The organism is Acinetobacter sp. PC34, from assembly GCF_051789135.1.
GTDB lineage: Bacteria > Pseudomonadota > Gammaproteobacteria > Pseudomonadales > Moraxellaceae > Acinetobacter > Acinetobacter johnsonii.
This window is the reverse complement of the sequence record NZ_CP196664.1, coordinates 3349781-3361686: the sequence shown is the minus strand read 5'-3', so window position 1 is coordinate 3361686 and position 11906 is coordinate 3349781. Positions and strand designations below refer to the sequence as shown.

The 11906-nt window shown below is 41.8% G+C and carries 16 protein-coding genes; 11 read left to right on the top strand and 5 right to left on the bottom strand.

Annotated features, from left to right (window positions below; genetic code table 11):
* Positions 1-7: 7 nt before the first annotated feature.
* Positions 8-817: a hypothetical protein gene (locus tag ACSC9N_RS16365; RefSeq protein WP_171253708.1), complete on the top strand. Its 810-nt coding sequence runs from the start codon at positions 8-10 to the stop codon at positions 815-817.
* 119 nt (positions 818-936) lie between these two features.
* Positions 937-1143, top strand: a complete 207-nt coding sequence (locus ACSC9N_RS16360; RefSeq protein ID WP_058952385.1) for a hypothetical protein — start codon at positions 937-939, stop codon at positions 1141-1143.
* Positions 1144-1176: 33 nt separating this feature from the next.
* On the opposite strand, the gene ACSC9N_RS16355 is transcribed toward ACSC9N_RS16360, so the two are convergent.
* On the bottom strand, positions 1177-2097 hold the full coding sequence (locus tag ACSC9N_RS16355) for a Dyp-type peroxidase (RefSeq protein WP_058952384.1): 921 nt from the start codon (positions 2095-2097) through the stop codon (positions 1177-1179).
* A gap of 161 nt (positions 2098-2258) precedes the next feature.
* Between ACSC9N_RS16355 and ACSC9N_RS16350 the strand changes: the two genes are divergently transcribed.
* Positions 2259-2879, top strand: a complete 621-nt coding sequence (locus ACSC9N_RS16350; protein ID WP_130234895.1) for a LysE family transporter — start codon at positions 2259-2261, stop codon at positions 2877-2879.
* Here the strand turns inward: ACSC9N_RS16350 and ACSC9N_RS16345 are convergent.
* Genes ACSC9N_RS16345 through ACSC9N_RS16330 form a run of 4 tightly spaced genes read right to left on the bottom strand, consistent with a single transcriptional unit; the run spans position 2860 to position 5427 of the window.
* Positions 2860-3357, bottom strand: a complete 498-nt coding sequence (locus ACSC9N_RS16345) for a DUF523 domain-containing protein (RefSeq protein ID WP_094148882.1) — start codon at positions 3355-3357, stop codon at positions 2860-2862. The genes ACSC9N_RS16350 and ACSC9N_RS16345 overlap by 20 nt on opposite strands.
* A gap of 4 nt (positions 3358-3361) precedes the next feature.
* On the bottom strand, positions 3362-4162 hold the full coding sequence (gene znuB, locus ACSC9N_RS16340) for a zinc ABC transporter permease subunit ZnuB (protein WP_004984031.1): 801 nt from the start codon (positions 4160-4162) through the stop codon (positions 3362-3364).
* 3 nt (positions 4163-4165) lie between these two features.
* Positions 4166-4948 (bottom strand): zinc ABC transporter ATP-binding protein ZnuC, encoded by a 783-nt coding sequence (gene znuC / locus ACSC9N_RS16335; RefSeq protein ID WP_058952383.1) that lies wholly within the window; start codon positions 4946-4948, stop codon positions 4166-4168.
* Positions 4933-5427: a transcriptional repressor gene (locus ACSC9N_RS16330; protein ID WP_004984035.1), complete on the bottom strand. Its 495-nt coding sequence runs from the start codon at positions 5425-5427 to the stop codon at positions 4933-4935. Before ACSC9N_RS16330 ends, znuC begins: the two co-directional genes overlap by 16 nt.
* A 141-nt stretch (positions 5428-5568) precedes the next feature.
* On the opposite strand from ACSC9N_RS16330, the gene ACSC9N_RS16325 reads away from it, so the two are divergent.
* The 8 genes from ACSC9N_RS16325 (at position 5569) to atpG (ending at position 11896) form a co-directional block, all read left to right on the top strand.
* On the top strand, positions 5569-6408 hold the full coding sequence (locus ACSC9N_RS16325) for a metal ABC transporter solute-binding protein, Zn/Mn family (RefSeq protein WP_004684414.1): 840 nt from the start codon (positions 5569-5571) through the stop codon (positions 6406-6408).
* 171 nt (positions 6409-6579) lie between these two features.
* Complete coding sequence (locus tag ACSC9N_RS16320) at positions 6580-6978, top strand: ATP synthase subunit I (protein ID WP_004684416.1); 399 nt, start codon at positions 6580-6582, stop codon at positions 6976-6978.
* A 107-nt stretch (positions 6979-7085) separates the two neighbouring features.
* Positions 7086-7961, top strand: a complete 876-nt coding sequence (atpB, locus tag ACSC9N_RS16315) for a F0F1 ATP synthase subunit A (RefSeq protein WP_004684418.1) — start codon at positions 7086-7088, stop codon at positions 7959-7961.
* Between the two features lie 84 nt (positions 7962-8045).
* Positions 8046-8291 (top strand): F0F1 ATP synthase subunit C, encoded by a 246-nt coding sequence (gene atpE, locus ACSC9N_RS16310; protein WP_000424060.1) that lies wholly within the window; start codon positions 8046-8048, stop codon positions 8289-8291.
* A 38-nt stretch (positions 8292-8329) separates the two neighbouring features.
* Positions 8330-8800: a F0F1 ATP synthase subunit B gene (locus ACSC9N_RS16305; protein WP_004684420.1), complete on the top strand. Its 471-nt coding sequence runs from the start codon at positions 8330-8332 to the stop codon at positions 8798-8800.
* A 12-nt stretch (positions 8801-8812) separates the two neighbouring features.
* Positions 8813-9349, top strand: coding sequence for a F0F1 ATP synthase subunit delta (locus ACSC9N_RS16300; RefSeq protein WP_004984037.1), 537 nt, complete (start codon positions 8813-8815; stop codon positions 9347-9349).
* 44 nt (positions 9350-9393) lie between these two features.
* Positions 9394-10938, top strand: coding sequence for a F0F1 ATP synthase subunit alpha (gene atpA, locus ACSC9N_RS16295; RefSeq protein WP_004684423.1), 1545 nt, complete (start codon positions 9394-9396; stop codon positions 10936-10938).
* Between the two features lie 88 nt (positions 10939-11026).
* Positions 11027-11896 (top strand): F0F1 ATP synthase subunit gamma, encoded by an 870-nt coding sequence (gene atpG, locus ACSC9N_RS16290; protein ID WP_004984038.1) that lies wholly within the window; start codon positions 11027-11029, stop codon positions 11894-11896.
* The last annotated feature ends 10 nt before the right edge of the window (positions 11897-11906 follow it).

Genomic DNA, 11906 nt, shown 5'->3' with positions numbered 1-11906 from the left:
ATAGATCATGAAATATAAATTATGCTTGATAGGTATGTTGGCTTTTTCAACAATTGCTAATGCAGAATTTAATATAGAAAATAACATAAATCAACCTAATTATATAAAATTAGGGTATAGGAATGTTTTAAATTCTGGGTTTATATATACTGATAATGATAAAAATTTTAAATTAAAGAAAAATACAGTTAATGTTCCATATGAAGATATTTCAATTTTATTGAAACCTCTATTAAGAAATGACAATAGAATAAAAGGAAATGATTATTATTTTTTAAATTATGAGACTTTTATTCAGCTAGATGGAATAGAGTATAAGTTACCTTTTATTATTTCAGATGTAAGTGCTATTGGCTCTAGTGTGCTGTTTAATGATAGTAATATGGTTATTTTCTCAATTGAGAGCTATGCAAGTCCAGTTTCAAATAATAATTCAAAAAAATTTAAAAGTGATGTATATATTTTAAATAAAAAAAATTTAGGCTTATATTCACCTTTTTTCTTGTCTTTAAATTCTAAATTAAAAAATTTTAATGAGGTTTCTATGGATTTTAGTAAGTTGGGGTCTGTGAAATATAATAAAAACAAAAAGACATATCAGATTCTATATGAGCTTCAAAAAGCTTCAGAAGACTTTAGCTCGACCGGAAGAGTAGTCTATGAAAAATCTCCTATTGAGTACTCATTTATCTTAATACCTGATCAAAAAGAACCTTTTTCGATAAAAAACTTTGTGGAAAAAAAGAAAGGAACTAACAAGATTATTTCAAAAGATGATGGTGGTGGCATGTATTCTTATTTTTTAAAGGGTAATTGATTCCAATGAAGATGTAATATTTTATATTTTATATTGGTTTCACTAGGATCTTGTACTTATTTAAATGATAGTAAGGGGGATGAAAGTCATTTGGATTTTAACTTATTAAAGTTGAGAGGATGGTAAGTGAAGGGGCAAGTGATTCATCGCAAGATTTAGTCTATACTTCTATTGATAAAAATCAGAAAAATAATGTTCTATTGTTTGATGTTATAAATGGTGAAATACAAGTAATTAATTTAGAACGAAAGGCGTTTAATATATCTGATTGTGACGAGTATTCATCTGATACCAATGCAGAGAAAATTCTTGTTTTATGGATTTAACCAAGCTGATTTCTGTCAGCTTGGTTTGGTTTTTCACCCTTCCAACACTTCTTCCAGCAACTCCTCACTCGGCGCAAAATAGTAAGCACCGTCCACAGGAGTCACAAAATGAAGCATACGGTCATGGATTCCATCACCACTGGTGCCGAACATACGCAGTAACATCGCATCAATAATGTTTAAATCTTTCGTATAGGCAATAAAAAATAAACCTTGCTCACCTTTACCATCGCCATAAGGAAGAGAGTGACGTAGGATTTCCATTTCCTCGCCTTCATCATCTTCAACCACGACACGTGCAACGTGAGAATTTGCAGGCTTAACGTCATCATCTAGTTCAATACTTTCAAGTTTTGTCCGTCCAAAGACTTGCTCTTGAGCATCAACCTTTAGCTTTTTCCACTTTTCCAAATCATGGCAATAGCGCTGTGCAAAGATAAAAGAACCATCTGCGAATACTCCTGCATCTTCACTTAATAATGTCGTTGCAGCACGATCATCGGGAAACTGCGGGTTTTCAGTACCATCAATAAAACCAGTCAAATCTCGACCATCAAAATTGCGGAAACAGACTCGTTCATCTAAAACATCCACTTTATCTTGGATGCCTTCAAAGAAGGATTGACTCAGGGCAAAACAAATATCGGTACGCTGAGACGCAATATGAATTAAAACATCCGCAGGTGAAACAGGCATATTGAAAGAGCCATAAATGGGCTCTAGCTGTTTAAACCCTGCAGGCGCTGTAGGATGAAGTTGTGCCCAAAGTTCAGGGCCAAAAGCAACAGCTGTTTTGATCTGCGCATGTGGATGTTGGGTAATAAGACGATCACGGGTTGAAAATAAATCTTCTAATTTTTCTTTAAGTTCTTCAATACTTAAATCTTTTAAACGTAAAACAATAAAACGGGCATGATCTGAAGGTAATGGCAGAATTACAGATTGGGCGGTCATTCATGGCTCCTAAAAAAATTGTTATTTCTATTGGCTGCACTTATTGTGCCTTATGCAGTTTCAGCTTCATAGCCTTAAGTGATAAATTCATTGATGAATAATAAACCCTAAAAGCATGAAAGATCATATAATCTAAAGATCATTTTTTTCTCAATACCACTATGTCATTTCAAATTTGGCTTGGCTTTGTACTCGCATGTTGGATCATTAGTATTTCTCCAGGGGCAGGGGCCATTGCGTCAATGTCGAGTGGCCTTAACTACGGTTTTCGGCATGGTTATTGGAATGCGCTGGGTTTACAACTCGCCTTATTGGTGCAAATCGGTATTGTGGCGGCTGGGGTAGGGGTACTCTTTGCCACAAAGCCTTGGGCATTTTGGGCCGTGAAGTGGTTTGGTGTGGCTTATTTGTTGTATTTGGCTTATTTACAATGTACGGCACCCATCCAGTCGATTGAAATTCAACAAGAACAACCGACTAAGTCTCGCTCGAAATTGGTGATGTATGGCTTTTTGATCAATATGAGCAATCCCAAAGCAATCGTCTTTTTATTGGCAGTTTTACCGCAATTTTTGGATTTGTCTAAACCGCAGTGGAGTCAATATGCGGTGATGGCCGTCACGATGGTCACGATTGATTTGATTGTGATGGCAGGATATACGGGATTGGCAGCGAAAGTTTTAAAACTTTTAACATCACCGCGACAGCAAAAATATCTCAATCGTACTTTCGCAGTGTTATTTAGTTGTGCGGCGGGATTGCTTAGTTTGGTTCATCAGTAAGTTTAGTCTGCGTCAGTTCTGCTAAAAACTGTTGTTCGGTAACCACATGTATACCGTGCTGACGAAATAGGGCGGCAGTGATTCCTTCCCCTGCAATTTTTTGCCCAGTAAATGAGCCATCATAAATACCATCACTGCCACAAGATGGGCTATTGGCTTTGAGCACAGCATGCGTGACGTGACTGGCTTGCGCCAATGCTAAAGCTTTGTAAGCACCTTGAATAAAGACATCGCTAAGCTGATGACCATCTGAGGAAAAAACCTGTGCGTGGCCTGATAAAACATCAGCACCTGACCCGTCGCGAATTTCTGCTGCGGGACGCGGGGTTGGAAGTCCTGCACTGACTTCAGGACATAAGCTGACATAATTTTTATCGAGCAAAGCTTGAACTAACTGAGAGACTAAGCAGTCTTTGCCGTCATAACGGACTTTTTGTCCGAGTAGACATGCGCTGATAAAATAACGTTGATGGATCATTTAGTTATGTCAGTTTTTTAAACTTCTGCGCGATAAAAATCAACGCAAACAGAATCGACATGGTTAAAACAATGCTGAGTCCTGTAGAGGTATTCAGCCCTGCGCTGGACCATAAACCAACTGTCACCCCAATTTGCGCAATCACAAAGGCCCAAATCACCATTTGTTTTGGAGAGTGGGCAAGCAGTCGAGCGGTAAGTGCTGGAATGACAAGCAAAGCACCCATCAGTAAAGAACCCACTGCACGAAGCGCCAAAATGGTAAATAAAGCCAGTAGCAACATAAAAATCAAACGTTGCCATTTCGCACTGACACCTTCACTGACGGCCATATCAGGATCGATCGCGATCTGAATTTGAGCTTGCCAACTTTTATAAAGCACTGCCAATGCAACAACAATAACAGTGGCAAAAACGGGCAGGTCTGCCCATGTGATCGTGAGCAAATCACCAAATAAATAGCTGAGTAGCTCAGGTCTTAAGCTTGGAATATGTTGAATAAACATCAGACCCGAGCAGAGCAAGGTCGCAGAACAGAGTGCGAGTAATGCGTCATTAGGTAACCGTGGATCATGCAAAACCCAAAGGATCGCCACCAACAAGCCCGCAATAAAAGCCACACCCATCCACAGGGGCAACGCCATTGCTCCTGCAATCGCGACACCCAGTAAAGTACCATGTGCCATGGTGTCGGCAAAAAATGACATGCGGCGCCATAGCATCAAACAGCCCAGTGGTGCAGTCAAAAAGACTAGCAACGTACCCATAATCCATGCAGGTAATAGCAGTTGTAACCATTCCATCATGACTTAAGCTTCCGGTTCGGGGTGAATGTGTGGGCGAGCGTCATGCTGACAAGGCGTTGCACTATCACCATGTGCGCAGTGATCATGATGATGTTGATAGAATACGCGGTTGGTACCAAAAATAGCTTGATACTCAGGGTGTTGTTGCACACTTTCAGGCAGGCCACTACAACAAATGTGTTTATTCAAACACACTACACGATGAGTTCCTTGCATGACCCACTGCAAATCATGTGAAACCATGAGCACAGCACAACCATATTTGGCGGGTAAACTGCGCACATAGTCGTACAGCTCAGCCTCAGACTGAATGTCTAGGCCCTGCATCGGTTCATCGAGAACCAAAATATCAGGTTGACGTAACAGCGCACGTGCCAGTAAAACGCGTTGACGCTCTCCACCTGAAAGCTGCTGTACTTTAGAATTTTCAAGTTTGCTGATCCCAGTATCGTGGATAATTTCTTGCTTAATTACAGGATCACATTTTTCCAAAGCCAATAGGTCTTTTACCCTAAGCGGTAGGCTATGTGAGGGATTAAATTTTTGCGGTACATAAGAAAACTTGAGTGGCTTTGTTGTTTTAATTTCGCCAGTATTAGGGTGCACAATACCCAATAGCACTTTAATGAGCGTGGATTTCCCTGCACCATTTGGCCCAATCAGGGTCACAATTTCCCGTTCATGTAAGACAAAATCGACATGCTTTAAAATGTCGCGTTCATCGATACGAACACTAATTTGGGAGAGTTCGACCAGAACAGGATCGAGGCTTATTTGTGGCGACACTGCTGACAAATTCCTGAAATTTCGATAATGCTATGTTGTGCCGTAAAACCATCGGCTGCGGAAAGTGCATCGAGTTGTTGTAATAATCCTTGTGCAGAGGCCTCGGTCACTGATTTGCAATCAGTGCAAATGAGAAAGGCTGCTTGATGGCCTTCACGGGGATGGCAACACGGAATATAGGCATTAATCGAGGTGAGTCGGTGAATGAGGCCTTTTTCTAATAAAAAGTCTAAGGTGCGGTACACCGTCGGTGGGGCAGCAGGGCGGTCGGCATTGCTTTTAATTTTAGCCAACAAGTCATACGCACCCATCGGACCTGTCGCATTCAGGATCAGTGCCAAGACTTCTTTTCTTAAGGGGGTTAGGCGCGCACCAGTTGTTGCGCACAAGACTTCTGCTTCAGCCAAACGCGTCTCAACGTTGTGATGACCATGCACATCATGTAAAGCATGGTGGTGTTCGTGAGAACAAGCGCTCATAACAAACCTCAAGTGCAAAATTTATAAAAGAAAAACGACATTAAATCTTAACATGAAGCGCAGAGAGTTTCGATTAGGCATAGGTATTTTTGTCGATTTGTTATATTATAACACTAATTGTATTTCTAGTGATTGCTCCCCATGTCCCGTTTCTTGGCTTTTTTTGCGTTTGCGCTGTTTAGTAGTGTTGCTTGGACGCAAGACTTGGTTGTTTCTACACAGCCGATTTACTTGATTGCACAGGAAGTGACGAAAGGCATTGAAAAACCAACCTTATTGTTGGCCGATCAATCTGGACATGATGTGAGTTTGACCCCAATGCATCGTAAAATCATTCAGGATGCAGGCTTGGTTATTTGGTTGGGACGAGCACATGAAGCACCGCTGGATAAACTCCTGACCCCCAATGATAAAGCAGTTTCTATTTTAGATTCAGGCATTATCAATGCCTTACCACTACGAAATACCCGTGGTGATGCCTTAAAAAATACCATTGATACCCATGTTTGGCTTGACCCAAACAATGCGGTACGCATTGGTTTCTTTATTGCAGGCCTGCGTTCACAGCAGATGCCTGAGTATAAGGAGCGCTACTGGAACAATGCCAAACTCTTTGCTCAGAAAATGTTACAAGCCTCAGCTATATATAGTCAAAGTACCCAAGCTCGCCCGTATTGGTCTTTTCATGATGCCTATCAATACCTGGAGCGACCTTTAAACTTACGCTTTGCAGGTGCATTGACAGATGATCCACATATTGCGCCTACGGTTGCGCAAATCAAATACTTAAATGACAGCCGCCCTTATTCAAAGATGTGCCTTTTGGCTGAAGTGCATGCAAGTCAAGCACAATATCAAAAGTTGAACCCATTAGTCTTCCAAGCGGTTGATGAAAGCATGACTGGGGCAGGGGATTTTGTCAGCGCGTGGAAGCAATTGGCCGATCATGTGCATAAATGTGTGCTAAATGCGCGAAAGTGACGCAAAAATTAAACAATAATTGATTAGTTTAAAAGCAATTTAAACATAGAAAAAAACTCGACTTAGGTCGGGAAAAGATTGCATGTTCAGGGGTGTAACTCTATAATGCCTGCGATTAAAAATAATCATCAGCTAAACTTGTCAAGCATGATTGTTGTGAGTGAATAAATAATGAGCCGAACTAGTCGCTTGATTGACCGACGATTAGCGAAAGCTTTAGTCCTCTTACAAGCATGTATGATTCCTGTTTCAGCCTTGATCGGCTGGGTCGTGAAAGACTCAACCGCAGCCCTGAGTGCAGCATTAGGTGCGCTCGTGTGTTGGCTTGCGACTTGCTATTTTTCATGGCAGTCGTTTCGAGCAGCAGGAGCTCGCGCTTCTAAACAAGTTCTTGCGAACATGTATAAAGGCATGATGGGTAAGTTTGCAATTGTGATTGTTGGTTTCATTTTAATTTTAAGCAATGTCAAACCGTTGTCAGCGGTGGCGTTGTTTTGTGGTTTTATGCTCGTTCAAACCATGACGTGGGTTGCTCCATTTTGGGTGTCGCGTCAACAAAAACGAGTTTAATAAGCACTACAAAAAATTGAAAAGTTTTTTAGGAGATGAACGAGATATCAAGCAGCACGCGATGTTCGTTCTCTCTATTTGTATTTGACATTGACCAGGTGTGATTTATGGCTGCTGAAGAACATGCCCTTACTTCGACCGAGTATATCAAGCATCACTTGACGAATATGACTTATGGCAAAATGCCAGACGGTTCATGGAAGTTGGCTGAGACTGCTGAAGAAGCTCAACAGATGGGGTTCACTGCTATTCACTTGGATTCAATGGGTTGGTCTATCACTCTTGGTGTGATTTTCTGTTTGTTGTTCTGGTGCGTAGCGAAAGCTGCAAACTCTGGTGTTCCAACCAAGTTCCAGTCTGCAATTGAAATGATCATTGAGTTTGTGGACTCAAGTGTTCGCGACACTTTCCATGGCAAATCACGCTTAATTGCGCCACTTGCATTGACCATTTTCGTGTGGATTTTCCTCATGAACGCAATGGACTTAATCCCAGTTGACTTTATTCCGTATACAGCTCAACTGATTGGTGCAAGTGTATTTGGTATGGATCCTCATCACGTTTACTTCAAGGTTGTACCTTCTACAGATCCAAACATTACCCTAGGTATGTCTTTATCTGTATTTGTATTGATCTTGTTCTACAGTATTCGCGAAAAGGGGATTGGTGGTTTCGTTGGCGAATTAGCACTTAACCCATTTAACCCAAGTAACCCAGTTGCAAAAGCGTTATTGATTCCAGTGAACTTAATTCTTGAATTAGTAACATTCCTTGCACGTCCAGTTTCATTGGCTCTGCGACTTTTCGGTAACATGTATGCAGGTGAGTTAATCTTCATCCTTATCGCATTATTACCGTTCTGGATCCAATGGGCGTTGTCTGTGCCTTGGGCGATCTTCCACATTCTTGTTATCACGCTACAAGCATTCATCTTTATGATGCTGACTATCGTATACTTGAGCATGGCAAGCGAAAAGCATTAATGGTAATGCCCAACTATCACTGGATGGTTGGGCGCACAATTTTTTAATTTAATTTGGTATAAACCTAACCTCTGAGGAATTATCATGGAACTCACTTTAGGTCTAGTTGCAATTGCATCTGCTATCTTGATCGCTTTTGGTGCTTTAGGTACTGCGATTGGTTTTGGTCTTTTAGGCGGTCGCTTCCTTGAAGCTGTTGCACGTCAACCAGAATTGGCTCCACAACTTCAAACTCGTATGTTCTTAATCGCGGGTCTTCTTGATGCTGTGCCTATGATCGGTGTTGGTATTGGCTTGTTCTTCATCTTTGCTAATCCATTTGTAGGTTAATCGGCTTAATTCCTAAATTAAACTATTGAGGAATAGCAATGAATATCAACCTCACATTGATTGGCCAAGCGATTGCATTTGCGATGTTTGTCGCATTCTGCATGAAATTTGTATGGCCACCACTAATCAATGCGATTAGTGAGCGTCAGCGTAAAATCGCTGATGGCTTAAACGCTGCTGAAAAAGCAAAAGCTGATCTTGCGGATGCGCAAGCTCAAGTGAAAGCTGAATTAGATGCAGCGAAAGCGCAAGCGGCTCAATTGATCGAACAAGCGAACCGTCGCGGTGCACAATTGGTAGAAGAAGCTCGTACTCAAGCGTCAGCTGAAGGTGAGCGTATTCGTCAACAAGCAAAAGAAGCTGTTGATACAGAAATCAATTCTGCCCGTGAAGAATTACGTCAACAAGTTGCTGATCTTGCAGTAACAGGTGCTGAGAAAATTCTTAGCCAAAAAGTTGATGCTGAAGCTCACAATGCCATGCTGACTCAGCTGGCTGCTAAACTTTAAGAGAGGCGGATTATGGCTGAACTCTTGACGTTGGCACGCCCGTACGCTAAAGCAGCATTTGCTTACGCTTCTGAGCAAAATGCAACTGACTCTTGGTCATCTGCATTGAACTTGCTCAGTGCTGCGGTGCAAGACGAAGCATTTTCAGCTTTCTTAACTCGCCCTGAGCTTACTCCTGCTGAGCAGGTAAGTCTTTTTGCAAAAGTATTAGGCGAAGACCAAACTGCAGCAGTGTCAAACTTTTTGACATTGCTTGCTGAAAACAACCGTTTGGCGCTTCTTCCTGAAATTTCTGCTGAATACGAGCAGCTCAAATCACAGAATAACAATACTGTGGATGTAGTGATTGAATCTGCATTCCCATTGACTTCTGTACAAGAACAATTACTTGCACATGCTTTAGAGAAAAAATTCGAAGCTGCGGTAAATGTTTCTGTAGAAGTTAAACCAGAGCTTATTGCTGGTGTTGTTATTCGTGCAGGCGACCAAGTGATAGATGATTCTGCGCTTAACAAGCTAGAAAAAATGCGGACTCGTCTTCTTGCTTAATTGCATATGAAGACTGAACTTTAAAAAGATTGAGGTATAGCGCAATGCAACAACTGAATCCATCCGAGATCAGTGCGCTCATTAAACAGCGTATCGGCGATCTGGACACCAGCGCGACCGCTAAAAACGAAGGGACCATTGTTATGGTTTCCGACGGTATTGTGCGTATTCACGGCCTTGCTGATGCAATGTACGGTGAAATGATCGAATTCGACGGCGGCTTATACGGTATGGCACTGAACCTAGAACAGGATTCAGTGGGCGTCGTTGTTTTAGGTAACTACTTAAGCCTTCAAGAAGGTCAAAAAGCGCGTTGCACAGGTCGTGTATTAGAAGTTCCGGTTGGTCCAGAACTTTTAGGCCGTGTAGTAGATGCTTTGGGTAACCCAATTGATGGTAAAGGCCCAATTGATGCAAAATTAACTGATGCTGTTGAAAAAGTAGCACCAGGCGTAATTTGGCGTCAATCAGTGGATCAACCTGTACAAACTGGTTATAAATCAGTAGATACAATGATCCCTGTAGGCCGTGGTCAGCGTGAGTTGATCATTGGTGACCGTCAAACTGGTAAAACAGCAATGGCGATCGATGCGATCATCGCTCAGAAAAACTCTGGCATTAAATGTGTATACGTAGCAATTGGTCAAAAACAATCGACTATTGCTAACGTTGTGCGCAAGCTAGAAGAAACTGGTGCTATGGCGTATACCACTGTTGTAGCAGCAGCTGCAGCCGATCCAGCAGCAATGTTGTACTTGGCTCCATACTCTGGCTGTACAATGGGTGAATACTTCCGTGACCGCGGTGAAGATGCACTAATCATTTATGATGATTTGTCTAAGCAAGCTGTTGCTTACCGTCAAATTTCATTGTTATTACGTCGTCCACCAGGTCGCGAAGCGTATCCAGGTGACGTATTCTATCTTCACTCTCGTCTTCTTGAGCGTGCTTCGCGCGTTTCTGCTGACTATGTTGAGAAATTCACGAATGGTGAAGTTAAAGGCCAAACTGGTTCATTAACTGCATTGCCAATCATTGAAACTCAAGCGGGTGACGTATCTGCATTCGTACCAACGAACGTAATTTCGATCACTGACGGTCAGATCTTCCTTGAAACATCATTATTCAACGCAGGTATTCGTCCTGCTGTGAACGCGGGTATCTCTGTATCTCGTGTTGGTGGTTCAGCGCAGACTAAGATCATTAAAAAATTGTCTGGTGGTATCCGTACTGCTTTGGCGCAATACCGTGAATTGGCAGCGTTTGCTCAGTTCGCTTCTGACCTTGATGAAGCGACTCGTAAGCAACTTGAACATGGTCAACGTGTAACTGAATTAATGAAGCAAAAACAATATGCTCCATATTCAATTGCTGACCAAGCTGTTTCAATTTATGCATCTAACGAAGGCTACATGGCTGACGTTGAAGTGAAGAAAATCGTAGATTTTGATGCTGCGTTAATCTCTTACTTCCGTTCAGAAAATGCTGCGTTAATGCAAAACATCGATGAAACTGGTGATTACAACAAAGACATCGAAGCTGCAATCAAAGCAGGTATTGAAAGCTTTAAAGCGACTCAAACTTACTAATTTCAACTTCAGTTGGATTTAGTTTTGGTTTGGTTCACGGATCAACCTTCGAGGGCTCGAAAGGGCCTTCGAATACTAGGTTAAGCGTATGGCAAATTTAAAAGAAATTCGCGCCAAAGTAGCTAGTATCAAAAGCACGCAGAAAATTACTCGCGCGATGCAGATGGTAGCAGCTTCTAAGATGCGTCGTGCGCAAGAGCGCATGGCTCAAGGCCGTCCGTATGCCGAAAATATGCACCGTGTAATTGCTCACTTGGTTCAAGCGAATCCTGAATACAAACACCGTTATATGGTTGAACGCCCGGTAAAGCGCGTTGGCTATATCATTGTGTCTTCAGATCGTGGCCTTGCTGGTGGTTTGAACATTAACTTGTTCAAAAAAGTGGTTAAACACGTCCAACAGCAACAAGAGCAGTCAATTGAAGTTCAATTTGCTTTAATTGGTCAAAAAGCGGTTTCGTTTTTTAAAAACTACGGCGGTAAAGTGCTGGGTGCTACGACAAATGTCGGTGATACACCAAGCCTTGAACAGTTATCTGGTTCTGTACAGGTGATGTTAGACGCATTTGATAAAGGCGAGTTAGATCGTATTTATCTTGTGTCAAACGGCTTTGTCAATGCCATGACTCAAAATCAAAAAATCGAACAACTTGTTCCTTTAGCAACTGCTGAAGAAAACAAGACCCTTAACCGTCAATACGGTTGGGATTATATCTATGAGCCTGAAGCTGAAGAGCTTTTAAATGGCTTATTGGTTCGTTATATCGAGTCTGTGGTATATCAAGGCGTGATCGAAAACATCGCGTGTGAGCAGTCAGCTCGTATGGTTGCAATGAAAGCTGCAACGGACAACGCAGGTGATTTGATCAAGAGCCTACAACTTATTTATAACAAGCTGCGTCAAGCCGCGATTACTCAGGAAATTTCTGAGATCGTTGGTGGTGCCGCTGCCGTTTAACATTATTTTG

Excerpts from the sequence above, each read along its gene's own strand:
- atpA (WP_004684423.1), top strand. The coding sequence starts at position 9,394 with ATGCAACAACTGAATCCATCCGAGATCAGTGCGCTCATTAAACAGCGT.
- ACSC9N_RS16300 (WP_004984037.1), top strand. The coding sequence starts at position 8,813 with ATGGCTGAACTCTTGACGTTGGCACGCCCGTACGCTAAAGCAGCATTT.
- atpE (WP_000424060.1), top strand. The coding sequence starts at position 8,046 with ATGGAACTCACTTTAGGTCTAGTTGCAATTGCATCTGCTATCTTGATC.
- ACSC9N_RS16360 (WP_058952385.1), top strand. The coding sequence starts at position 937 with ATGGTAAGTGAAGGGGCAAGTGATTCATCGCAAGATTTAGTCTATACT.
- ACSC9N_RS16345 (WP_094148882.1), bottom strand. The coding sequence starts at position 3,357 with ATGATCCATCAACGTTATTTTATCAGCGCATGTCTACTCGGACAAAAA.
- ACSC9N_RS16330 (WP_004984035.1), bottom strand. The coding sequence starts at position 5,427 with ATGAGCGCTTGTTCTCACGAACACCACCATGCTTTACATGATGTGCAT.
- ACSC9N_RS16320 (WP_004684416.1), top strand. The coding sequence starts at position 6,580 with ATGAGCCGAACTAGTCGCTTGATTGACCGACGATTAGCGAAAGCTTTA.
- ACSC9N_RS16355 (WP_058952384.1), bottom strand. The coding sequence starts at position 2,097 with ATGACCGCCCAATCTGTAATTCTGCCATTACCTTCAGATCATGCCCGT.
- atpG (WP_004984038.1), top strand. The coding sequence starts at position 11,027 with ATGGCAAATTTAAAAGAAATTCGCGCCAAAGTAGCTAGTATCAAAAGC.
- ACSC9N_RS16305 (WP_004684420.1), top strand. The coding sequence starts at position 8,330 with ATGAATATCAACCTCACATTGATTGGCCAAGCGATTGCATTTGCGATG.
- ACSC9N_RS16350 (WP_130234895.1), top strand. The coding sequence starts at position 2,259 with ATGTCATTTCAAATTTGGCTTGGCTTTGTACTCGCATGTTGGATCATT.
- znuB (WP_004984031.1), bottom strand. The coding sequence starts at position 4,162 with ATGATGGAATGGTTACAACTGCTATTACCTGCATGGATTATGGGTACG.
- ACSC9N_RS16325 (WP_004684414.1), top strand. The coding sequence starts at position 5,569 with ATGTCCCGTTTCTTGGCTTTTTTTGCGTTTGCGCTGTTTAGTAGTGTT.
- atpB (WP_004684418.1), top strand. The coding sequence starts at position 7,086 with ATGGCTGCTGAAGAACATGCCCTTACTTCGACCGAGTATATCAAGCAT.
- ACSC9N_RS16365 (WP_171253708.1), top strand. The coding sequence starts at position 8 with ATGAAATATAAATTATGCTTGATAGGTATGTTGGCTTTTTCAACAATT.